Annotated in this window: 21 protein-coding genes; 14 read left to right on the top strand and 7 right to left on the bottom strand. The window is 72.1% G+C overall.

The window, feature by feature from the left end; all coding sequences use genetic code 11:
• The 3 genes from ABT381_RS15425 to ABT381_RS15415 are packed head-to-tail and all read right to left on the bottom strand — an operon-like array spanning position 1 to position 2,401.
• Positions 1-774, bottom strand: a complete 774-nt coding sequence (locus ABT381_RS15425; protein WP_351593399.1) for a CoA-transferase subunit beta — start codon at positions 772-774, stop codon at positions 1-3.
• A complete protein-coding gene (locus tag ABT381_RS15420; RefSeq protein WP_351593396.1) occupies positions 771-1,640 on the bottom strand; it encodes a CoA transferase subunit A in 870 nt (289 codons plus the stop codon). Before ABT381_RS15420 ends, ABT381_RS15425 begins: the two co-directional genes overlap by 4 nt.
• Positions 1,637-2,401, bottom strand: coding sequence for an enoyl-CoA hydratase family protein (locus ABT381_RS15415; RefSeq protein WP_351593393.1), 765 nt, complete (start codon positions 2,399-2,401; stop codon positions 1,637-1,639). The genes ABT381_RS15420 and ABT381_RS15415 overlap by 4 nt, the downstream gene beginning before the upstream one ends.
• Before the next feature lie 89 nt (positions 2,402-2,490).
• Between ABT381_RS15415 and ABT381_RS15410 the strand changes: the two genes are divergently transcribed.
• From ABT381_RS15410 to ABT381_RS15390, 5 genes are all read left to right on the top strand, one after another.
• Positions 2,491-3,288 carry an SDR family oxidoreductase gene (locus tag ABT381_RS15410; protein WP_351593390.1) on the top strand — a complete coding sequence of 266 codons (798 nt, stop codon included), beginning with the start codon at positions 2,491-2,493 and terminating at the stop codon, positions 3,286-3,288.
• Positions 3,285-4,199 carry an SDR family oxidoreductase gene (locus ABT381_RS15405; RefSeq protein ID WP_351593389.1) on the top strand — a complete coding sequence of 305 codons (915 nt, stop codon included), beginning with the start codon at positions 3,285-3,287 and terminating at the stop codon, positions 4,197-4,199. The genes ABT381_RS15410 and ABT381_RS15405 overlap by 4 nt, the downstream gene beginning before the upstream one ends.
• A 124-nt stretch (positions 4,200-4,323) precedes the next feature.
• A complete protein-coding gene (locus ABT381_RS15400; protein WP_351593387.1) occupies positions 4,324-5,466 on the top strand; it encodes a 3-ketosteroid-9-alpha-monooxygenase, oxygenase component in 1,143 nt (380 codons plus the stop codon).
• 1 nt (position 5,467) lies between these two features.
• Positions 5,468-5,710: a hypothetical protein gene (locus ABT381_RS15395; RefSeq protein WP_351593384.1), complete on the top strand. Its 243-nt coding sequence runs from the start codon at positions 5,468-5,470 to the stop codon at positions 5,708-5,710.
• Positions 5,703-6,734, top strand: a complete 1,032-nt coding sequence (locus ABT381_RS15390; RefSeq protein ID WP_351593381.1) for a 2Fe-2S iron-sulfur cluster-binding protein — start codon at positions 5,703-5,705, stop codon at positions 6,732-6,734. The genes ABT381_RS15395 and ABT381_RS15390 overlap by 8 nt, the downstream gene beginning before the upstream one ends.
• A gap of 16 nt (positions 6,735-6,750) precedes the next feature.
• Here ABT381_RS15390 and ABT381_RS15385 read toward each other — a convergent pair whose 3' ends face one another.
• Complete coding sequence (locus ABT381_RS15385) at positions 6,751-7,608, bottom strand: IclR family transcriptional regulator (protein WP_351593379.1); 858 nt, start codon at positions 7,606-7,608, stop codon at positions 6,751-6,753.
• Positions 7,609-7,769: 161 nt separating this feature from the next.
• Here ABT381_RS15385 and hsaA point away from each other — a divergent pair, with 161 nt between their 5' ends.
• The 5 genes from hsaA to ABT381_RS15360 are packed head-to-tail and all read left to right on the top strand — an operon-like array spanning position 7,770 to position 12,924.
• Complete coding sequence (gene hsaA / locus ABT381_RS15380; RefSeq protein WP_351593376.1) at positions 7,770-8,939, top strand: 3-hydroxy-9,10-secoandrosta-1,3,5(10)-triene-9,17-dione monooxygenase oxygenase subunit; 1,170 nt, start codon at positions 7,770-7,772, stop codon at positions 8,937-8,939.
• A complete protein-coding gene (gene hsaD, locus ABT381_RS15375) occupies positions 8,939-9,811 on the top strand; it encodes a 4,5:9,10-diseco-3-hydroxy-5,9,17-trioxoandrosta-1(10),2-diene-4-oate hydrolase (RefSeq protein ID WP_351593373.1) in 873 nt (290 codons plus the stop codon). The genes hsaA and hsaD overlap by 1 nt, the downstream gene beginning before the upstream one ends.
• Before the next feature lie 28 nt (positions 9,812-9,839).
• Complete coding sequence (locus ABT381_RS15370) at positions 9,840-10,766, top strand: VOC family protein (RefSeq protein WP_351593370.1); 927 nt, start codon at positions 9,840-9,842, stop codon at positions 10,764-10,766.
• Positions 10,754-11,254 (top strand): flavin reductase family protein, encoded by a 501-nt coding sequence (locus tag ABT381_RS15365; protein WP_351593367.1) that lies wholly within the window; start codon positions 10,754-10,756, stop codon positions 11,252-11,254. Before ABT381_RS15370 ends, ABT381_RS15365 begins: the two co-directional genes overlap by 13 nt.
• Entirely contained in the window at positions 11,254-12,924 is a 1,671-nt protein-coding gene (locus ABT381_RS15360) for an FAD-dependent oxidoreductase (protein ID WP_351593364.1), read from the top strand. Before ABT381_RS15365 ends, ABT381_RS15360 begins: the two co-directional genes overlap by 1 nt.
• Before the next feature lie 70 nt (positions 12,925-12,994).
• On the opposite strand, the gene ABT381_RS15355 is transcribed toward ABT381_RS15360, so the two are convergent.
• From ABT381_RS15355 to ABT381_RS15345, 3 genes are all read right to left on the bottom strand, one after another.
• Positions 12,995-13,741, bottom strand: coding sequence for a glucose 1-dehydrogenase (locus tag ABT381_RS15355; RefSeq protein WP_351593361.1), 747 nt, complete (start codon positions 13,739-13,741; stop codon positions 12,995-12,997).
• Positions 13,741-14,871, bottom strand: a complete 1,131-nt coding sequence (locus ABT381_RS15350) for an LLM class flavin-dependent oxidoreductase (protein ID WP_351593358.1) — start codon at positions 14,869-14,871, stop codon at positions 13,741-13,743. The genes ABT381_RS15355 and ABT381_RS15350 overlap by 1 nt, the downstream gene beginning before the upstream one ends.
• A gap of 126 nt (positions 14,872-14,997) precedes the next feature.
• The gene (locus ABT381_RS15345) at positions 14,998-15,645 is read right to left on the bottom strand and encodes a TetR/AcrR family transcriptional regulator (RefSeq protein WP_351593355.1); all 648 of its coding nucleotides are present in this window, start codon (positions 15,643-15,645) and stop codon (positions 14,998-15,000) included.
• 156 nt (positions 15,646-15,801) lie between these two features.
• Between ABT381_RS15345 and ABT381_RS15340 the strand changes: the two genes are divergently transcribed.
• From ABT381_RS15340 to bglX, 4 genes are all read left to right on the top strand, one after another.
• Positions 15,802-17,115 (top strand): UDP-glucose dehydrogenase family protein, encoded by a 1,314-nt coding sequence (locus ABT381_RS15340; protein WP_351593353.1) that lies wholly within the window; start codon positions 15,802-15,804, stop codon positions 17,113-17,115.
• Between the two features lie 182 nt (positions 17,116-17,297).
• Positions 17,298-18,533 carry a glycosyltransferase gene (locus ABT381_RS15335; protein ID WP_351593350.1) on the top strand — a complete coding sequence of 412 codons (1,236 nt, stop codon included), beginning with the start codon at positions 17,298-17,300 and terminating at the stop codon, positions 18,531-18,533.
• On the top strand, positions 18,530-20,176 hold the full coding sequence (locus ABT381_RS15330) for an MDR family MFS transporter (RefSeq protein ID WP_351593347.1): 1,647 nt from the start codon (positions 18,530-18,532) through the stop codon (positions 20,174-20,176). The genes ABT381_RS15335 and ABT381_RS15330 overlap by 4 nt, the downstream gene beginning before the upstream one ends.
• Before the next feature lie 119 nt (positions 20,177-20,295).
• The gene (gene bglX, locus ABT381_RS15325) at positions 20,296-22,608 is read left to right on the top strand and encodes a beta-glucosidase BglX (RefSeq protein WP_351593344.1); all 2,313 of its coding nucleotides are present in this window, start codon (positions 20,296-20,298) and stop codon (positions 22,606-22,608) included.

The following is a 22,608-nucleotide window of genomic DNA, read 5'->3' as shown; positions in this document are numbered from 1 at the left end:
TCACGCCGCGGGCACCTCGCGCTCGCGCAGCCCTTTCGGATCGATCACGTCCCGGATCAGCCGCAGCTCCTCGGCGGTGGGCCGGCGGGTGCACGGCACGTCGTCGGGGACGGTCGGCGCGAAGCCGGTGGCCTCGCGTACCTGGTCGACGGTGACCCCCGGATGCAGCGACCGCAGCCGCATCGTCCGGTCCGGCGTCTCGAAGTCGAAGACGCCCAGGTCGCTGATGACTTCCGGGATGCGGTGGTAGCGGGTCGCGGCAGGGCCCGCCGCCGCGGCGCGGTCGTAGCCGACGCCGGACACCATGTCGACGCGCTCGACGAACACCCGGCGCGAATGCCGCGGCACCCAGTAACTCGTCGGATTGTTGAGCGTGTTGACGGGCGCGCCGCGCACGCCGAGGAGTTGGCGCTTCGGTCGTGCCCAGGCGCCGATGCAGCTGATGTTCTGGTTGCCGTGCCGGTCGATCTGGCTCGCGCCCATCATGACGTGCCGCCGCCCGCTCGCGACGAGCGCCAGGTGTTGACGGTACGGCAGCCAGCCCTCGGTCACCCCGGACGGTGCCCCGAGCGCCGGCACATCGCCCATCAGCAGGGCCTCGCCGTCCGTGAGCAGCAGATCGGGGGAGAAGGTGAGCTTGGCCAGCCGGGCGCCGATGGTGGGGATCGTGCCCATGGGGCTGGCCAGGATTTCGCCCGCGTCGCGCCACGCCTCGGCGCAGGCCACCACGCAGTACTCGGCGCGGGTCGCTGTGGTCGTCGTACCGCTGCTCATGCCGTCGTGCCCTCCTCGTGCAACGCCGCGACCGCGGCCTGGTAGCTGTGCTCGTCGCCGGACAGGAACCGGTCGGCGAAGGCCCGCCACGCGTCCGGGTCCTTGGCGGCCCGGACGTAGGCCCGTTGGAACGCCTCGTCGCGGCCGTAGTCGGGCGCGCAGGAGGTGAAGTGCGCGCCGTTCGGCGTCTCGACGACGCCGGTCACGAACGCCCGCTTGACCAGCAGCGACTGCGGCCCCTGGTCCTTGAGCAGCTCGGCGGTGTCCACCACGCGCTCGCAGGAGACGTACGCGGCGTCGGCGGCCTGGCAGAACAGGTCGTCGAAGTACGGATCGGGCCCGAGGTACTGGCCGTTGCCCTGCGCGTCGGCCCGGTTGAGGTGGACGAGCGCGGCGTCCAGCCGCAGGGCCGGCACGGCGGTCAGCTCCTCCCCGTCCTCGTACGGCGAGGTGACCGTGCGCAGTTCGGGATTGACGGTCAGCACGTCCGAGCCGAGGCCGGCCCGGATCGGCATGAAGGGCAGCCGGTGCGCGGCGGCGGTCAGCCCCCACATGACCATCGCCTCGTCCAGCTCGGTCAGTTGGAGGCCGCCGCGCTGCCGGGCCGCACAGAAGTGCGGCTCCAGCGGGACGGAGTCCAGCGTGCCGAAGGCGGTGACGAGCCGGCGGATCTTCCCTGCGGCGGCGAGCAGCCCGACGTCCGGGCCGCCGTAGGACACCACGGTCAGGTCGGTGAGGTCCGAGCGGAGCAGGGCCCGTACCAGGGCCATCGGCTTGCGGCGCGAGCCCCAGCCGCCGATGCCGAGCGTCATGCCGCTGGCCAGCCGGGCGACGACCGCGTCGGCCGTCATGGTCTTGTCGGTCACTGGCTGCCCTCCGTGGTGGCGGTGTTGTTCACGAACGCGTCGCGGTGCCGGTCGGCGAGGCCGCTGAGGTTGGCCTCGAAGGTGAAGCCCTGCTCGAAGCGGTAGCTGCGGCGTACGTCGACCGGGTCGATGCCGTTGATCGCGGCCTTGGCGAGGCGTAGCAGCGCGCCGTCCTTGGTGGCGATCTCGCCCGCCAACTCCCGGGCGGACGCGAGCAGTTGGTCGCGGGGTACGACCCGCCACACGGAACCGTGCCGGTGCAGTTCCTCGGCGGTGACGGTGCGTGAGGTGTAGTACAAGGTCCGCATCAGGTGCTGTGGGACCAGCCGGGCGAGATGGGTGGCCGCGCCCAGCGCGCCCCGGTCCAGCTCCGGCAGGCCGAACGTCGCGTCGTCGCTCGCCACGATCGCGTCCGCGTTGCCGACCAGGCCGATGCCGCCGCCCAGGCAGAAGCCCTGTACCGCGGCGACCACCGGGACTTCGCAGTCGTACACGGCGGCGAACGCCTCGTAACAGCCGCGGTTGGCGCCGACGAGCGCGTCGTGGCCGGGCGTGCGCTGCATCTCCTTGATGTCCACGCCGGCGTTGAAGCCGCGTCCGGCGGCGGTGAGGACGACGCAGCGGACCTTCGGCTCTGCCCCGGCGGTGCGGAGCGCGGCGGCCAGCTCGTACCAGCCGTTCACCGGCAGGGCGTTCACCGGTGGGAAGTCCACGGTGACGACCGCGATGCCCTCTTCGGGCGCTGAGGTGGAGACACCCATGAGCAGATCAGCTACCTTTCCACCAAACGTTTGTTAGGCGCGTGTTGCAGGCAAGGTAGCAGCGGACGGCGCGCCGCGGGAGGTGCTCAATGCCAGCGATCATCGATCTGTCGGGATACGTCGCCGTCGTCACGGGCGGCACGCGGGGCGTCGGCGCGGGCATCGCGCGCGCCCTGCTGGAAGCCGGGGCGGAGGTGGTGACCTGTGCGCGACGGCCCCCCGACCGGCCTGTCGAGGCGGCCGGCCGCGCCGCCCGCTTCGCCCCCGTCGACCTGCGGGACCCGGACGCCGTCGGCGCGTTCTTCGAGCGCGTCCGGAGCGAGTACGGGCGGCTGGACACCCTGGTCAACAACGCCGGGGGCACCCCGTTCCGTACCCTCGCCGACGGCGGCGCCCGGCGCGCGGCGCGGGTCGTCGAACTCAACCTGCTCGCCCCGCTGAACGCCTCGCTCGCCGCGTACGACGTCATGTGCCGGCAGCAGACGGGCGGCTCGATCACCATGATCGGCAGCGTCAGCGGCACCCGCCCGTCACCGGGCACCGCGGCCTACGGAGCCGCCAAGGCGGGCCTGGAGAACCTGGCCCGCTCGATGGCCGTGGAATGGGCCCCGAAGGTACGCGTCAACACCGTGACCCTCGGCATGGTCCGCACCGAACTGTCCCACCTGCACTACGGGGACGAGGCAGGCGTCGCGGCGGTGGGCCGCACGGTACCGCTGGGCAGGCTCGCCGAGCCCACCGAGATCGGCGACGCCTGCGTCTTCCTCGCCTCCGAGCGCGCCGCGTACATCAGCGGCGCCGCGCTGCTCGTGCACGGGGGAGGGGAACGCCCGGCGTTCCTCGACGCCGCCACCGTCAACCACACCGAAGGGAACCGGACACCATGACCGGACTGTGCAGTGAACGCGTCGCCGTCGTCACCGGAGCCGGCCGCGGACTGGGCCGCGCGCACGCCCTCGCCCTCGCCGCCGAGGGCGCCAAGGTCGTCGTCAACGACCTCGGCGTCGGCCTGGACGGCAGCGGAGCGGCCGCCGCCGGGCCGGCCCAGCAGGTCGTCGACGAGATCCGCGCCGCCGGCGGCGAGGCGGTCGCGCACGGCGGTGACATCGCCACGGCGGCCGGCGCCGCCTCGCTGATCAGCACCGCGCTCGGCACGTACGGCCGGCTGGACGCCCTGGTCAACAACGCGGGCTTCCTCCGCGACCGGATGCTCGTCAACCTCGACGAGGACGACTGGGACGACGTCCTGCGCGTCCATCTCAAGGGCCACTTCCTGCTGCTGAAGCACGCCGCGGCGCACTGGCGCGCGGAGGCCAAGGCCGGCCGCACGCCCGAGGCCCGGGTGATCAACACCAGCTCGGGGGCCGGGCTGCTCGGCAGCGTCGGCCAGGGCAACTACTCCGCCGCCAAGGCCGGCATCCTCGGCCTCACCCTCGTCGCCGCCGCCGAACTGGCCCGGTACGGCGTCCAGGTCAACGCGATCGCCCCGGCAGCGCGCACGCGGATGACCGAGGAGACCTTCGCCGGGACGATGGCGGCGCCGGGGGAGGGCGCGTTCGACGCGATGGCCCCCGAGAACGTCTCCCCGCTCGTCGTCTGGCTGGCCTCCGCCGCCTCCGCCGGGGTGAGCGGCCGGGTCTTCGAGGCGGAGGGCGGGCGGATCACCGTCATGGAGGGCTGGCGCCCCGGCCCCACCGCCGACAACGGCGCCCGCTGGACCCCGGCCGAGGCGGGCGAGGCCGCCCGGAAGCTGCTCGCGGTCGCCGAGCCGCCGCAGCCGGTGTACGGGGCGCGGTGAGAGCCTGCCGACTCCAAGGGCCCGGGGCCCCTTTCCCGCTCACCGGGAATTCCGCCTCCCGCCGCGGCCCCGGCCCGCCCTAGCCTCCCCGGACGACCCCTTGCCCGCAGGAGGACGAGACAAGATGACTGCTCTCCACGACGAGGTCCGCGTCATCGACGCGGGCCGGCCGCCCGCCCGCTACGCCCGCGGCTGGCACTGCCTCGGCCTCGCCGACCGCTTCAAGGACGGCGAGCCGCACGAGGTCGAGGCGTTCGGCACCAAGCTGGTGGTCTTCCAGGGGGAGCACGACGGCGCGCTGCACGTACTGAACGCCTACTGCCCGCACATGGGCGGCAACCTCGCGCACGGCTCCGTGAAGGGCGACACCCTCGCCTGCCCGTTCCACGACTGGCGCTGGTCCGGCAACGGCCGGTGCGCGGCCGTCCCGTACGCCCGCCGCGTCCCCCCGCGCGCCCGCACCCGCGCCTGGCCCACCCTGGAGGAGAACCGCCAGCTCTTCGTCTGGCACGACCCCGAGGGCAACCCCCCGCCCCCCGACGTGACCATCCCGCGCATCGAGGGCGTCTTCAGCGACGAGTGGAGCGACTGGACCTGGCACACCCTCCGCGTGGAGGGCGCCAACTGCCGGGAGATCGTCGACAACATCGTCGACATGGCGCACTTCTACTACGTCCACTACTCCTTCCCGACGTACTTCAAGAACGTCTTCGAGGGGCACATCGCCACCCAGTACATGGAGAGCGCCCCGCGCGAGGACGTGGACCTGGGCACCCTCAGCGCCCCGCTGCGCTCCGACGCCTCGTACTACGGCCCCTCCTACATGATCGACCGCCTCTGGTCGCCGGTGGCCGACGGCGTCGAGATGGAGATGGTGCTGATCAACTGCCACTATCCGATCGACGCGAACAGCTTCGTGCTGCAGTACGGCGCGATCGTGAAGAAGCTGCCGGGCATGACCGACGCGGAGGCCGCCGAGACCGCGCAGCTCACCTCCCGGGGCCTCGCGGCCGGCTTCGAGCAGGACGTGGAGATCTGGCGGCACAAGACCCGGATCGACAACCCGCTGCTGACCGAGGAGGACGGCCCGGTGTACCAGCTGCGCCGCTGGTACGAGCAGTTCTACCGGGACGCGGCCGAGGTGCCGGACGAGATGACGCGCCGGTTCGAGTTCGAGATCGACACCGCGCGGGCCAACAAGGCATGGCGCGCCGAGGTCGACGCGAACCTGGCCCGCCGCGCGGCGGGGACGGGGGCCGGGGCCTGACATGCAGCCGGTGGAGTGCGCGGCCTGCGGCAACCAGGTCCTGTGCGAGAAATTCAGCCCCGCCCACACCTCCGTGCAGTGGACGGCCGAAACGGCGTCCGCCTGCCCGGAGTTCGGCGCCCTGGTGGCCGCGGGGGAGACCGCCGCCCGGATCCGGACCTGCGCGGCGCTGCGCGGCAGCATCGACCGGGCCGTGACCGAGGGAACCCTGCGGATCACCACGTTGGAGGCCGCCGATGCCTGAGCCGCGTACGTACCGGCTGCGCGTCACCGAGGTGATCGACGAGACGGCCGAAGCCCGCTCCCTCGTCCTCCTGCCGCCTCCAGGGAGCGCCGACCGGTTCGCCTACCGCCCCGGGCAGTTCCTGACCCTGAAACTGCCCGGCCCGGACGGCGGTACGGCCGCCCGCTGCTACTCCCTCGCCAGCTCCCCGCACACCGGCGAACCGCTGAAGATCACCGTCAAGCGGGTGGCCGGCGGGCACGGCTCCCACTGGATCTGCGACCACGTGGCGGCCGGGGACGAACTGGAAGCGCTGCCCCCGGCGGGCACGTTCACGCCGGACTCGCTCGACGGGGACCTGCTGCTCGTCGCGGGCGGCAGCGGCATCACGCCCGTTGTCTCCCTCGCCAAGTCGGTGCTGGCCGGCGGGCGGGGCAGGGTCGCGCTGCTGTACGCCAACCGCGACGAGTCCGCGGTCATCTTCCGCGACGAGCTGCGGGAGCTGGCCGAGGACTTCCCCGAACGCCTCGTCGTGCTGCACTGGCTGGAGTCGGTCCAGGGGCTGCCCGCCGCGGACCGGCTGGCAGCCGTGCTCGCGCCGTATGCCGAATGCGAGACCTTCCTCTGCGGTCCCGAGCCGCTGATGGACGCGGCCGGGCAGGCGCTGCGCGCCCTGGGGGCGCCGGACATCCGGGTCCACCGCGAGCGGTTCTTCTCCCTCGGCGCCGACGTCTTCGAAGCGCCGGACGTCCCGGCGGCGGCGGAGGAGGCCGACGGCACGGCGGAGGTCGAGCTGGACGGCGAGACCCGTACGGTCCGCTGGCCGGCCCGCACCCCGCTGCTCGACGCGCTGCTCGCGGCGGGCGTGGACGCCCCGTACTCCTGCCGCGAGGGCTCCTGCGGCGCGTGCGCCTGCCGGGTCGTGTCCGGCGAGACGAAGATGCTCCGCAACGACGTACTGGACGAAGCGGACCTCGCCGAGGGATACGTCCTCGCCTGCCAGGCCGTACCCCTCACCGACCGGGTCCGGATCAGCTACTCCTGAGCCCGCGGGCGGACGCTCACATCCACTCCGCGAACCGCATCCACGACATCATCGTGTCCAGCTGCGCCGGCTCCAGGGCCGGCGCGGCCGCGTCACCGGCCGCGCGCGGCGGTGCCGTACGCCCCGGCCCGTACAGCGCGGACCACACCGCGCGCGCCGTCCCTTGCACTGTCGGGGCCAGCCGCTCCAGCTCGCGGTGGAGGCCGTTGCCGCAGACCGAGACCGCGGCGATCGCGCGGCCCGCGCCCCGCAGCGGCGCCGCGACGCACGACACGCCGCGGAAACCCTCCTCCCGGTCGAAGGCCACGCCGCGTTCGCGGACGCGCGCCAGCTCCGCGCGGAAGGGACGCGGCCGGGTGAGGGTGTACGCCGTACGCGGCCGGAGCCCCGCCCGCAGCACCTCCGCGACCAGCGCCTCGTCGCTGAAGGCCAGCACCGCCTTGCCGGTCGCCGTGCAGTACGCCGGCTGCCGGCCGCCGATCCGGGACGGTACCGACGCGTCGGCGCCGCCGCCGAGCCGTTCCAGGTAGACCACTTCGGGGCCGTCGAGGACGGCGAGATGCACGACGTGTCCGGTCCTCTCGTGCAGCGCGTGCAGATGCGGCAGGGCGGCCCGGCGCAGCCGGTTGTGGTGCGCGGCCGTCGCGCCGAGCTCCAGCATCCGCATGCCCAGGCGGTAGTCCCGGCCGTCCCGCTCCAGCCAGCCGAGCTGCACGAGCTGGTCGAGTATGCGGTGCACGGAGGAACGGGGCAGCCCGCAGCGGCGTACCACGTCCGTGAGCGTCAGCCGGGGCGTGGCCCCCTGGAAGGCACCCAGCACGAGTGCGGCCTTCTCCAGAAGCGACGGCGGATGCGTTGGCGGATGCACGGTCATCGGCGACTCCTGCGAGGAGCGGGGAGGGGTGCGGAGAGCCTGCCACGGTTCCCGCTCAGCGGGAACCCACTATTTCGAAACGAAATAGTCAGACGTACTGTCACGGCACCTCCGCACCTCCGCACCACACAGTCACATTCACGACTTGAGAGGGGACGCCCATGAGCGAACACGAGGTCCTCGCCGCCGTCCGGGAGCTCGCCCCGGTGCTCCGCGAACGCGCCGCCGAGGCCGAGGAGCTGTGCCGGGTGCCCGACGCCTCGGTCAAGGACATCGAGGGCACCGGCTTCTTCCGGCTGCTGCAGCCCAGGGCGTACGGCGGCTACGCGGCGGACCCGGTGCTCTTCTACGAGGCGGTCAAGGAGATCGCCAAGGCGTGCGGCTCGACCGGCTGGGTCTCCTCCGTGATCGGCGTCCACCCCTGGCACGTCGGCCTGTACGACCCGAGGGCACAGGAGGAGGTCTGGGGCGTGGACCGCGCCACCCGGATCGCCTCCTCCTACGCGCCGACCGGCCAGGTCACCGTGGCCGTCGGCGGCTTCCGGATCTCCGGCCGCTGGCACTTCTCCTCCGGCTGCGACCACGCCGACTGGGCGCTGCTCGGCGGCCTCGTCCTCGGCGAGGACGGCGCGCCGGTCGACATGCGCACCTTCCTCGTGCCCCGGACCCAGTACACCATCGACCGAGTCTGGGACACCGTGGGCCTGCGCGGCACCGGCAGCAACGACATCGTCATCGAGGACGCCTTCGTGCCCGAGCACCGGGCGCTGAGCTTCGGCCCGGTCAGCGCGTTGCGCACGCCGGGCCAGGAGCTGAACCCCGAGCCGCTGTACCGGCTGCCGTACGCCTCGGTCTTCACCACCACCATCTCCACCCCGATCGTCGGCATCGCGGAGGGCGCGTACGCGTCGTACACCGAGGCCACCAAGCGGCGGATCCGGGTCTCCTACGGCCAGAAGGTCGCCGAGGATCCGTTCGCGCAGGTCCGCATCGCCCGCGCGGCCAGTGACATCGACGCCTCCTGGCTGCAACTGCGCCGCAACATGAGCGAGCTGTACGCGGGCGCGGAGCGCGGCGAGGACCCGTCGGCGGAGCTGCGCGCCCGCGTCCGCCGCGACCAGGTGCTCGCCACGGAACGCGCGGTGGCGGCGGTGGACCTGCTGGTGGAGAACGCCGGCGGCGGCGCGATGCGCAACGGTCCCAACCCCGTCCAGCGCGCCTGGCGCGACGCGCACACCGGCCGCGGGCACGCCGCCAACGACCCCGAGCGCGCGCTGGTGCTCTTCGGGCAGGCGGCGCTCGGCCTCGACATCCAGGACACGATGCTCTGATGGGGGATCAGGTAATGGCGGTTACGTACGAGTCGACGTCCCGCACGGTCAAGGCCGGCGGCATCGATCTGCACTTCCACGAGGCGGGTCCCGCCGGAGCGCCCGTGGTGATCATGCTGCACGGCGGCGGCCCCGGCGCCTCCGGCTGGAGCAACTTCGGCGGCAACCTGCCCGTCTTCGCCCGTACCTTCCGCACCCTCCTCGTCGACCAGCCCTGCTTCGGCCGCTCCGCCAAGCCGGAGCTGGACAGGGACTACTTCAGCTACAGCGCGGGAGCCGTCGCGGCACTCATGGACGAACTGGGCATTGAACAGGCCCACTTCGTCGGCAACTCGCTCGGCGGCGGCACCTCCGTCCGCATGGCACTGGACCACCCGGCCAAGGTCCGCAAGCTGCTGCTGATGGGCCCCGGCGGCATCTCCCTCAACCTCTTCGCACCGGACCCGACCGAAGGCATCAAGCGGCTCTTCGAGTTCCAGGCGGCGCCGGAGCCGACCAAGGAGCAGCTGCGCGCGTTCCTCAGCGTCATGGCGTACGACCAGTCCATCGTCACCGACGAACTGGTCGAGGAGCGCTGGGCCTCGGCCACCGACCCCGAGACGAAGCTCGGCAACGCCCGGATGGCGGCGGCCTTCGCCAACCCGGCCTGGCAGGAGGACTGGATGCTCTGGCGCGAGGCGCACCGCATCACCCAGCCCGTCCTGCTCACCTGGGGCCGCGAGGACCGCACCAATCCGCTCGACGGCGCGCTGGTGGCCCTGAAGACCATCCCCGACGCCCGGCTGCACGTCTTCCCGCACTGCGGCCACTGGGCGCAGACCGAGCAGGCGGACGAGTTCAACCGGCTCGCGGCCGACTTCTTCTCCCACTGACCGCCCCACCAAGAAAGAGGTGTTCCCCATGGACATCCGCGCCCTGGGCTATCTGCGCGTGGAGACCACCAAGTTCGAGGAGTGGCGTACGTACGCGCTGGACCTCCTCGGCATGGTGGCGGCCACCGGCAGCGGCGAGGCCGGTGCTGACAAGGACGTGCTCCCTCTGCGGATCGACGACCGCGCCCATCGGCTCACCATCGTCCGCGGCACCGCCGACCGGCTCCAGGCGGCCGGCTGGGAGGTGGCGAACGCCACCGCGCTCGCGGCCGCAGGGCGGGAACTGGAGGCAGCAGGCTTCCCCGTCAAGGCCGCCGGAGACGCCGAGCTCGCAGAGCGCCGCGTCCAGGGACTGCTGCACGTCACCGACCCCTGCGGCAACCCCCTGGAGCTCTTCTGGGGCCAGGCGCAGGACCACACCCCGCTCGGCACCCCGTACGGCAACCGCTTCGTCACCGGCACGGCGGGTGACGAGGGCAATCTGGGCCTGGGCCATGTCGTCCTGCCCGTCCCGGACATCGAAGCGGCGCTGGACTTCTACGAGAACGTACTCGGCTTCCAGCTGCGCGACTCCATGAAGCTGCCCCCGCAGGCCGTCCCCACCGCCAAGGAACAGCGGGACTTCCACCTGATGCACTTCCTCAGCCCCAACCGGCGCCACCACAGCCTCGGCCTGTACCCGGGCGAACTGCCGCCCGGCATCGTGCACTTCATGGTCGAGCTGGAGACCCTCGACGACGTGGGACGCGGCCTGGACCGCATGCACGACGCGGGCATCCCCATCTCCTCGACCCTCGGCCGGCACACCAACGACCGGATGGTCTCCTTCTACGCCCAGGCGCCCGGCGGCTTCCAGGTCGAGTACGGCTGGGACGGTTTGATCGTCGACCCCGCCACCTGGGTCGCCAAGGAGATCACCGCCGACAGCTTCTGGGGGCACCGGTGGAACGGCTGACCGGGGGGACGACGGTGGACCCCGCCGGATTCCGCGACGTACTGGGCCGTTTCGCCACCGGCATCACCATCGTGGCCGGACTGGACGAGGGCGGCAGGCCCGCCGGCTTCGCGTGCCAGTCCTTCGCTTCGCTCTCCCTCGACCCGCCGCTGGTCATGCTGGCCGTCGGCAAGGCGTCCACAAGCTGGCCGGTGATCGAGCGCGCGGGCCGCTTCTGCGTCAACATCCTCGCCGAGCACCAGCGCGAGACCTGCGCCGCGTTCGGCCGCAGCGGCCCCGACAAGTTCGCCGGGGTGCCCTGGAGGACGGGCGAGCACAGGACTGTACGCATCGACGGCGCGCTCGCCTTCGTGGAGTGCGAGCTGCAGGCCGTGTACGAGGCGGGCGACCACCATCTGGTCACCGCGCGGGTCCTGGCGCTCGACGCCCGCGAGGACGGCCGCCCCCTCCTGTACTTCCGCAGCCGCTACGCAGTGGGGGCCTTCTGATGGATGCTTGGGATCACACGTACGACGTGGTGGTGATCGGGTCCGGCGCTGCCGGCCTGGCCGCAGCCCTCACCGCCCGGCTGCGCGGCCTCAGCGCGCTGGTCGTCGAGAAGACCGACCGGTACGGCGGCTCCACGGCGCTGTCCGGCGGTGCGGTCTGGGTGCCGGGCAATTTCCATCTCGACGCCGCGGGCCTCGGCGACACCCGGGAGAAGGCGCGCGCGTACCTCGACGCGACCGTGGGCGACCGGGTACCGGCGGAGCGCAAGGACGCGTATCTGGAGCACGGCCCGGCCATGCTGCGCGAATTCCACGACAAGACCGACGTCCGGTTCACGTACACCCCCGGGTACAGCGACTACTACCCGGAGCGGCTCGGCGGCGCCCCGCAGGGCCGCTCCGTCGAACCGGAGGTCTTCGACTTCAAGCGGCTCACGCCGGAGCAGCGCGCCACCATGCGCCGCGCCGGGCTGCCCACGTACGGGCTCACCATCACCTCCTACGACTTCCGCTACCTGAACATGGCCGCGCGTACGTGGGCGGGCAAGCGGACGTCCCTGAAGGTGGGCCTACGGGCGCTCGGCGCCCTGGCGGCCGGGCGCAAGCCGCTGGCCCTCGGCGAGGCGCTGATCGCCCGGATGCGGCACTCGCTCGACCGGCTCGGCGCTGACCTGTGGCTGTCCGCGCCGCTCACCGGCCTGGTGACGGAGGACGGCAGGGTCGCGGGCGTACGGGTCGGCCGCCACGGCGGCGAGATCACCGTACGCGCGAGGGGCGGCGTCGTCCTGGCCTCGGGCGGCTTCTCGCACAGTCAGCGGCTGCGCGAGAAGCACCTCCCGGCGCCCACCTCCACGGAGTGGAGCGCGGCGGCCGAGGGGCAGACCGGGGACGCCCTCGAAGCGGCCGTCGCGGCGGGCGCGGCGACCGACCTGATGGACAAGGTGTGGGGCGCGCCGTCCGTGGTGGCGCCCGGCGAGAAGCCGTTCTTCCTGGTCGCGGACCGCGGCATCCCCGGCATGGTGATCGTCGACCAGTCCGGCGCGCGGTACGCCAACGAGGCGGCGCCGTACCACGAGTTCGTCGACGCGATGTACGCGCACGACCGGCCCGGCGCCTCCACCGTGCCGTCCTGGCTCATCCTCGACGCCACCTCCAAGGCCCGGTACGTCTTCATGGGACTGCTCCCGGGCCAGCCGTTCCCGAAGAAGTGGACGGCGAACGGCTTCGTGAAGAAGGCCGGCACGGTCGAGGAGCTGGCCGCGCAGACCGGTCTGCCCGCCGACCGGCTGCGGGCGACCCTCGACCGCTTCAACGGCTTCGCCCGCGCGGGCCGCGACGAGGACTTCGGACGCGGCGACAGCGTCTACGACCGCTACTACGGCGACCCCACCCTGCCCGCACCCAACCTCGCCCCGCTGACCAAACCGCCCTTCTACGCCGTCCCCGTCCACCCCGGCGACATCGGCACCAAGGGCGGCCCGGTCACCGACGCGACGGCCCGCGTGCTGCGCGAGGACGGCTCGGCCATCGAGGGGCTGTACGCCTCCGGGAACGCCTCGGCCGCCGTGATGGGCGAGACGTACCCGGGCCCTGGCGCGACCATCGGCCCCGCGATGACGTTCAGCTGGATCGCGGTCAACGCCATCGCGGCCGGCCTCGGGGCCCGCTGACCGCCCGGCCCCACAGCCAGCAAGGAAGCCCGCCGGTACGGTACCGGCGGGCTTCAGCGCTTCCGGGCTCCTACTGCGCGGTCAGCCCGCCGTCGATGGCGAACTCGGCGCCCGTGACGTACGCCGACGCCTCCGACACCAGGTACAGCACCAGCTCCGCGACCTCCTCCGGGCGGCCCATCCGGCGCAGCGGTACGTTCGGCCACTCCCGCTCCCCGGCGTCCGCGCCGAGCGCGCCCGCGACCATCGGGGTGTCCACCATGCCGGGGTGCACGGAGTTGACCCGGATGCGGTGCCGGGCGAGGTCGAGCGCCGCCGACTTGGTGAGCCCGCGCAGCCCGAACTTCGTCGCCCCGTACGACGCGTGGCCCTGGATGCCGACCAGCCCCGCCGTGGAGGAGATGTTGACCACCGAGCCGCCGTCGCCCGTCGCACGCATCGCCGGGACGACGGCCTGGATCCCGAGGAACGGGCCGACGAGGTTCACCTGGAGGAGCCGTTGCAGGTTCTCCTCGCTCTCCTCCTCGATGGGCGCGGTGCGCCACAGCGCCGCGTTGTTCACCAGCGCGTCGACCCGCCCGAAGGCGTCCTCGGCGGCCCGTACGACCCGCTGCCAGCCCGCCGCGTCGGTCACGTCGTGGGCGACGAAGACCCCCTGCTCGCCGAGCGACTTGGCGACCGCACGGCCCGCTTCCTCCTGCACGTCCGTCAGGACGACGCGCGCGCCGTGCTCCGCGAACAGCCTTGCCTCGGCGGCCCCTTGTCCGCGCCCCGCACCGGTGACGAGTACGACTTTCCCGGCCAGCCGTGCCGCCATCAGCCCGCGTTCCCTTCGAGCGCGCGGAAGTGCGGGATGACCTTCTCGCCCCACTGCCGGATGGTCTCCATGCACACGTCCTGCGGCACGGTCCCCATCTGGACCAGGCACATCACCTCGTCGACGCCGATGCGGCGCAGCTGCTCGACGTAGTCGATGGCCGTCTCGGCGGTGCCGTAGGCGTGCTCGGCGTTGAAGGTACCGGTGTCGGCGGGGCGGGCCGGGATGTCCGCCTCGTGCAGCTTGGCGACGAGCTCGTCGCGGCGGCGCCCCATCGCGGCGACGTGGTCCTCGTCCTCCGCGTACACGGTCGGCTTCGGGCCGTTCCCGTACCAGTGCGCGATGGACTCGGCGAAGAACCGCTGGCCCCGGGTGCCGATCCGGTAGGCGGCGTCGGCGTCGTCCAGGACGATCGTGGGGCACAGCGCGGAGAAGTGGTCGTTGACCTCGGTGGAGACGAAGCGCTCGGTGCCGCGCATGGCGATGGCCTCGTCGTAGACCTTGCGCATCTCGCGTATGTCGTCGGCGCCCGCGAAGCCCAGCACGAGCGCGCCGATGCCCAGTTCGGCGGCGAGCTTGAGGGTGTCGTGCTTGCTGCACGCCATGAACAGCGGTGGGTGCGGAGCCTGTACGGGGCGGGGGAGTACCGCGCCGGGACCGATGTCGAGCGACCCGTGCCACTCGAAGGTCTCCTCGCGCCAGGCGGCGCTGACGATCCGCAGCGCCTCCTCCATCTGCGGATAGGTGTCCTCGGGCCGCACCCCGTACATGGACATCTCCTGCTTGGTGGCGCCGCGTCCGGAGCCGATGTCGACGCGGCCGCCGGAGAGCACGTCGAGCATGGCGGCCCGCTCGGCGACCCGTACCGGGTGCTGGTAGCCGAAGGGCATGGTCACCACGCCGTGGCCGATCCGGATGCGGGAGGTCTTCGCCGCCACCCAGGACAGGAAGACCTCGGACGCGCTCATGTGCGCGTACTGCGTCAGCGAGTGGTGCTCGACCGCCCAGATCCGGTCGAAGCCCATCTCCTCGGCGTGCACGGCCTGTTCGACGCAGTCCCGGATCACCTGGCGCTCGGATGCGGGAGACGGGTCGGCCATCTGCGCCTCGAAGATCATCGAGAACTTCACGACGGGCTCCTTCGCTCGACTATTTCTATTAGTAATACTCCTATCAGGTCTAGCGCGCACGCATAAGGGGGCACGGTCGGCTCGGCCGACCGTGCCCCCTTACGGAGTCGGTTCAGGAGTGCGGGCTCAGAGGCCGCACGGGCAGGCGCAACCGCACTCGCAGGTGCGCGGGTTGAGAAGGCCGGCGAGGCCGGCGCGGAGATGGGCTTCCAGGGTGGCGTCCGTGGCCGCGTCCAGGGCCGGCGTACGGAACGCCTTGCGCATCAGGCTCGTACCGAGGAGCCAGGCGGCGAGCAGTTCGGCGCGCAGCTCCGCGTCGGGTCCCTCCAGGCGCTCGGCGAACCGGCCGGAGAACACCTCGGCGACCTTGTCGCGGAACTGCCGGACGGCCTCCTCGCGGCTGGAGGAGCGGAGCACGGACAGCACCGGGTGCGGTATCTCCTCGTCCGGCGGGCCGCCGGTGACGAAGCCGCAGACCCAGGCGGCGACCTCGTCGAGCGGCACCTCCAGCAACGGGTCGAACATCGCGGTGTCCTCCATGGCCACCGACGCGAACAGGGCTTCCTTGGAGCCGAAATAGCGGTACACGAGGGCGGCGTCGACCCCCGCGTCCCCGGCGATGTCCCGGATGCTGGCGCCGTCGTAGCCGTACCTCCCGAAGCGCAGCGCGGCCGCCTCCATCAAGGCGCTGCGCGTGCCCGCCGCGTTGTGTTTGCGCGTCCTCGGGGGCTGCGCGCCGGTGTCGTTCTTCGCCTTCGGTGTCGATCCGTCCACGTGTTCGTACCTTCTTCGGCTCGTCGTTCAGCAGCACATGGTCCAGGATCCGGACCGTGTCCGGAAGTCATCGGTCGTTGTCATCAATCGTTGACCCCCTCCGGGGTCCGTGTCATAAAGTCGGGCGCCGACGATCATTCGAAAAGGTGATTATCAGTGACTGAACGACGCGTCGCCGTCATCGGTACCGGTTACGTGGGCCTGACCACCGGCGCCTGCCTGGCCTCCCTCGGACACCGGGTGGTGTGCGCGGACGCCGATCCGGGCAAGGTCGAGCGGCTCCGGAGGGCCGAGGTCGACATCCTGGAGCCGGGCCTGCCGGAACTGGTCCGGGAGGGACTGGAATCGGACCTTCTGGAATTCGTGGGAGACACCCCGGCCGCCGTGCGCGACGCCGAAGTGGTCTTCCTCTGCCTCCCGACGCCCATGGGCGCGGGCGGCGCCGCCGACCTGGCCGCCGTCGAGGCCGTCGCCGGGGAGATCCGCGCCGAGCTGCCGCACGGCGCCGTCGTGGTCAACAAGTCCACCGTGCCCGTCGGCACGGCGGACCGGGTCGCCGCGCTGCTCGGCCGGCCGGACGTGTCCGTGGTGAGCAACCCGGAGTTCCTCCGCGAGGGACGCGCCGTGCACGACTTCCTGCACCCGGACCGGATCGTGGTCGGGGGAGCGGACGCCGAGGCCGCGCGGCGGGTCGCGGAGCTGTACGTGCGGCTGGCGGCGCCGCTGGTCGTCACCGACGCCGGCAGCGCCGAACTCACCAAGTACGCGGCCAACTTCTTCCTCGCCATGAAGCTGTCCTTCGCCAACAACCTGGCGACGCTGTGCGAGCGCTTCGGCGCGGACATCGGCGACGTCACGGCGGGCATCGGCCACGACCCGCGCATCGGCGCCGCCTTCCTCCAGCCGGGCCCCGGCTGGGGCGGCTCCTGCCTCCCCAAGGACACCCACGCGCTGCTGTCCGTCTGCGAGGCGGCCGGGATCGACTTCCCGCTGCTGCGCGCCACCATCGAGACCAACGTCGAGCACCAGACCCGGCTCGTGGAACGCGTCGCGGCCCAGTGCTCGCGGGGCGACGGCTCGCTGACGGGCGTACGGCTGGCCCTGTACGGCCTGGTGTTCAAGGCCGGCACCTCCGACCTGCGGGACTCGCCCGCGCTGGCCATCGCCCGGCAGCTGCGGGAACGCGGCGCCGAGCTGTACGCCTACGACCCCGCGCTGAGCGAGACCCGGCCCGACCTGAGCGACCTGGTCACCCTCGTCGACGACCCGGTGAAGGCCGCCGAGGGAGCCGAGGCCGTCCTCGTACTCACCGAATGGCCCGAATTCATCGAACTGGACTGGGACGCGGTCGCCGCCCGCCTCGACGGCCGCATCGTCCACGACTTCCGCAACGTCCTCGTCCAGGAGCGGCTGGAGCGCGCCGGGCTCGTCCGGCAGAGCATTGGCAGCCCGTACACGATGGCCGGCTGACCGCCGGCAGGACTCCTGGCAGGGCCCCTCCCTCTCCCCATCCACCAGAGAGCCGGAACGACGGTGAAAAGGCCCCTCCCCCACCTCCACCGCACTCCCACAGACGCTACCGCCCACCACTGACAGTCGACCGGGGCCCGGCGCCCCACCCCCCACCACAGACGACCGAAAGGCCCCGTTTCATGCGAGTCTTGTGCACCACCCTCGGAAGTCCCTCGCACGGCCGCGCCCAGCTGCCCCTGCTGCGGGCCCTCGCGGCAGCGGGACACGAGGTACGCGTCGCGACCAACGAGGAGCTCGCCCCGCTCTTCCGCCACGACGACCTGCACGTCGTGTCCTGCCTGCCGGAATTCTCGCCGCAGGCGTTCGCCGACCCGGCACAGGACCTGGCCGGAACCGCGGACACGACCGAACTGGGCCCGGAACAGCAGCAGGCCGCCATGATGCGCTTCATGGTCCGGGTCCTGTCCGGCCCGATGGCCAAGCGGCTCCGCGAGTCGCTGCGCCCCATGGCACTGGAATTCCGCCCCCACCTCATCCTGCGCGACGGCATGGACCTCAGCTCCTGCCTCATCGCCGAGGAACTGGGCATCCCTCAGCTGCCCACGCCCTCCGGCGCGAGCAACGTCGTCGACCCGGCGGAGATCCACCCCGGCCTGAACGCCCTGCGCGCCGAGCTCGGGCTGCCCGCCCAGGAGGACCCGCTGTCGATCGTCCAACACGGGCGCGTCGACTACGTACCGGCGGACTTCTCCTTCGCCCGCCACCTGCCGGGCCCCCTCGCGTACCGCCAGACGGTGAACGTGGACCGCAGCTCCGTACTGCCCCACTGGGTCGCCGAACTGCCCACCGACCGGCCGCTGGTGTGGGCCGCCATCGGCACCGCGCTGCCCATGATCCAAAAGCGGCAGGAGCAGGGGGAACAGCTGCCGGAGATGCCCTTCGAGTTCCCCGACCCCGCCAAGACGCTGCAGAGCATCGTCGAGGCCGCGGCCAGGCTGGAGGAGTGCACGGTGATCGTCGCCACCTCCGGCGTACCGGTCGACACCACGGCGCTGCCGCCGCACGTCCACGTCACCGACCGGCTGCCGCAGCCGCTGCTCCTGGAGTGCGTCGACCTCTTCCTCACCCACGGCGGCTTCAACAGCATCCGTGAAGCGATGCGCACCGGCACACCGCTGGCGGTCCTCCCGCAGTTCGGCGACCAGCACCCCAACGCACAGCGCGTCGAGGAGCTGGGCCTCGGCCGGCAGATCACCGACCGCACCCCCGACGGCATCGCCGCGGTCTGCCGGCAGGTTCTTGCCGACTCCGGCGCCGCCGCCACCGCGCGCCGGGCCCGGCTGGAGATGCTGGCCCTGCCGGAGATCGAGAATGCCGTGGCCGACCTGGAGAGGCTCGCCGGAGAGCGCGCGTGACCTCCTCCGACGCGCTCCGCAAGCAGGAGCAGCAGCCCGCGGGCGGACCGGCCGGCCAGGCCGGGCCGCCCGCGCGGCTGTCCCACCGCGAAGTCGTCATCGTCATGTCCGGCCTGATGCTCGGCATGTTCCTCGGCGCGCTCGACCAGACCGTGGTCTCCTCCGCGCTCCGCACCATCGCCGACGACCTGCACGGACTGACCGCCCAGGCGTGGGTGACCACCGCGTACCTCGTCACCGGCACCATCGCCACGCCGCTGTACGGCAAGCTCTCCGACATCCACGGCCGCCGCCCCGTCTACCTGGTCGCGATCCTGCTCTTCGCCGCCGGGTCGCTGCTGTGCGGATGCGCCGCGTCCATCCACCAGCTCGCCGCGTTCCGCGCGGTCCAAGGGCTCGGTGGCGGCGGCCTGATGTCGCTGGCCATGACCGTGATCGCGGACATCACCTCGCCGCGCGAACGAGGCCGCTACCAGGGCTGGTTCATGGCGGTCTTCGCCGGGTCCAGCATCGTCGGGCCGGTGGTCGGCGGGGTGTTCGCGGGCAGCGGCACGGTGCTCGGCATCACCGGCTGGCGCTGGATCTTCCTGATCAACGTGCCGCTGGCCGCGGTAGCGCTGGCAGTGATCACGCGCGTACTGCGCCGCGTGCCGCACCAGCCCGTACGGCACCGCCTGGACTACGGCGGCGCGCTCGCCCTCGCCGTCGGCGTCGTCCCCCTCCTCGTCATCGCCGAGCAGGGCCGCAGCTGGGGCTGGGCCTCACCGGCAGCGCTCGCCCTGTATGCGACGGGGGCGGCCGGACTCGCCGCCTTCGTACTGATCGAGCGGCGCATGGGCGAGGCAGCGCTGCTTCCCCTCCGCCTCTTCCGCGTCCGCAGCTTCCGCCTCGGCACCCTGCTGCACTTCATCGTCGGCATCGGCATGTTCGGCGCGATGACCACGCTGCCGCTGTACCTCCAACTCGCCCAGGGCATGAGCCCGATGGCGGCGGGGCTGGCCATGCTGCCCACCACGGTCGCCAACGTCGCCGTCACACTGACGGTCGGCCGGCTGATGTCCCGTACTGGACGCCTGAAGGTGCACCTGGTCACGGGCGTCGGCTGCTTCACCGCCGCGATGCTCGTGTACGCGACGCTCCAGGTGGACAGCCCGTTGTGGTACGTCTCGATCGGCATGCTCTTCATGGGTGCGGGGCTGGGCGCGGCGATGCAGACCATGACGACGCTGGCCCAGTCCGAGGTGCCGCGTACGGACATGGGCGCGGCGACCGCCTCGGTGAACTTCTTCCGCTCCAACGGCGGCACGGTCGGCGCCGCGGCCTTCCTCTCCGTACTGTTCTCGCTGGCCGGCTCGCGCATCAGCGAGCAGCTCGCCGAGGCGTTTCGCCACCCGTCCCTGCGCCGGCTCGCCGAAGAGCCCGGCAACGCCCGGGCGCTGAGCGGGGTGCTGCGCCCGCACGGCGGCCTGAACCTGGAGGACTCCGCCTTCCTGCGCACCCTGGACCCGCGCCTGGCGCTGCCCTTCCTGGAGGGCTACGTCGCCGCCATGCGCATCGTGTTCCTGGCGGGCGCGGCGGTGACCCTGCTGGCCTTCCTCGTCGCGCTGCTGCGGGTGCCGAACCTCAAGCTTTCGGACGAGTGACAGGTACGGGGAGCTGCGTCGCGCCTCTTGACCCGCCAGTCAGGTAAAACTTAACGTCCATTCACCTTCTGAATTCGGGGCAGGCAATGCAGCCTGTCCATTGCCGAAAAGGTGAACTCATGCAGGGGATGCGACGACGCACGCTTCTGAGTGCGGCCGGTGGTACAGCCGTTGTCGGCGGGCTCCTCGGATCGGGGAACGCGCAGGCCGCCGCCCCGGCCGCACGAGGCGTTCCCCGCGCCTCCGGTCCGTACGATCAGAAGATCAAGCAGCTGATGGGCCGGATGACGGTCGACGAGAAGTTCGGCCAGCTCCAGCAGCTGCCGTGGACCTGGGACACCGGCCCCGGCGGCGGCGAGACCAAGGCGGTCGAGGACGCCGCGCGCAAGGGCATGCTCGGCTCGGTCTTCTCCCTCTTCGGCGCGAAGACCACCAACGCCCTGCAGAAGATCGCCGTCGAGGAGTCCCGGCTCGGCATCCCGCTGGTCTTCGGGCTGGACGTGATCCACGGCATGTGGACCAACTTCCCCATTCCGCTCGGCCAGGCGGCCAGTTTCGACCCGGAGGTCACCGCAGCGGACGCCGAGGTGTCCGCCAAGGAGGCCCGCTCCAGCGGCGTGCACTGGACCTTCGCCCCGATGATGGACGTCACCCACGAGCCGCGCTGGGGCCGCATCGCGGAGGGCAACGGCGAGGACCCCTACCTCACCTCGGCGTTCGCCGCCGCCAAGGTACGCGGGTACCAGGGCAAGGACCCCAAGGACCTCCAGGCCAAGGACCGGATGGCGGCCTGTGCCAAGCACTTCGTCGCGTACGGCGGCGCGGAGGGCGGCCGTGACTACAACACGGTCGACGTCTCCGAGTCCCGGCTGCGCAACCTCTACCTGCCGCCGTTCAAGGCCGCGCTGGACGCCGGCGTGGCGACCGTCATGGCGTCCTTCAACACCATCAGCGGCGTGCCGGCGCACGGCAACCCGCACACCCTCACCGACATCCTCAAGCGGGAGTGGGGCTTCGACGGGCTGGTGGTCAGCGACTTCACCGGCGTGCAGGAGCTGATCGCGCACGGCTTCGCCGAGGACGGCGCCGACGCGGCGCGGCTGTCGCTGAACGCCGGCGTCGACATGGAGATGACCAGCACCCACTTCGTCGAGAACGGCAAGAAGCTGCTGCGCGCCGGCAAGCTGGAGCAGAGCCGGCTGGACGACGCGGTGTACCGGGTCCTGCAGCTGAAGTTCCGACTGGGCCTCTTCGACCACCCCTACGTCGAGGAGAAGGACGAGATCACGGAGCCGTCCGCCGCGGCCCGCAAGGCGGCCCGCGCCGCAGGCAGCCGCTCGATGGTCCTGCTGAAGAACTCCGCGCACTCCGGCAAGGGCGGGCCCGTCCTGCCGCTCTCCGCCAGCGCCTCCTCGATCGCGGTCGTCGGCCCCTTCGCCGACTCCGCCGACCTGCTCGGCACCTGGGTGATCCCGGCCGCCGAGAAGAAGTTCCCGGCGGTGAAGGTGCTGGACGCGGTGAAGAAGGCCGCGCCGAAGGCGAAGGTCACGTACGCGAAGGGCGTCGACGCGGCGGGCAAGGACACCAGCGGCATCGCCGAGGCCGTCGCCGCCGCCAAGGCCGCCGAGGTGACCGTCGTCGTGGTCGGCGAGCCCCCGGCGATCAGCGGCGAGGCCGCGGCGCGCAGCGACATCTCGCTGCCGGGCGCGCAGGAGAAGCTGGTCGAGGCGGTCGCGGCCACCGGCAAGCCGTTCGTGGTGGTACTCGTGAACGGCCGCCCCCTGACCCTCGGCGATTGGCTGGAACAGGCGCCCGCCGTACTGGAAGCCTGGCACCCCGGCATCGAGGCAGGCCACGCCATCGCGGACGTCCTCTTCGGCACCGTGAACCCGGGCGGCAAGCTCCCGGTCTCCTTCCCCCGTACGGTCGGCCAGATCCCGATCCACTACAACCACGAGTCCACAGGGCGTCCCTACGACCCGGACAACAAGTACACGTCCAAGTACCTGGACCTGCCCGACGGCCCGCAGTTCCCGTTCGGCTTCGGGCTCAGCTACACCGACTTCGCGCTCGGCGAGCCGAAGCTCAGCCGGTCGGGCGTGGCCGCCGACGCGCTGCGCAAGGGCGACACCCTGGAGGTGTCGGTCGAGGTGCGGAACACCGGCGAGCGGGCCGGCGACGAGGTCGTACAGCTCTACGTGCACGACCGCGCCGCCTCCCTCACCCAGCCGGTCCGCAGGCTCCGCGGCTTCCGCCGGGTGACCCTGGAGCCGGGGAAGCACACCACGGTGCGCTTCCGCCTCGGCGCCGAGGACCTGGGCTTCTGGACGAACGACAGCCGCGGACACTTCACCGTGGAGCCGGGCGCGTTCGACCTCTACGTGGGCACCAGCTCGGCGGCCACCGCCAAGGTCGGCCTCACGGTGACCTGA

Source organism: Streptomyces sp. NPDC000151 (genome assembly GCF_040301705.1).
Classification (GTDB): Bacteria; Actinomycetota; Actinomycetes; order Streptomycetales; family Streptomycetaceae; genus Streptomyces.
Note: the sequence above shows the minus strand (reverse complement) of the source record. Positions and strands in the feature narration are given on the sequence as shown.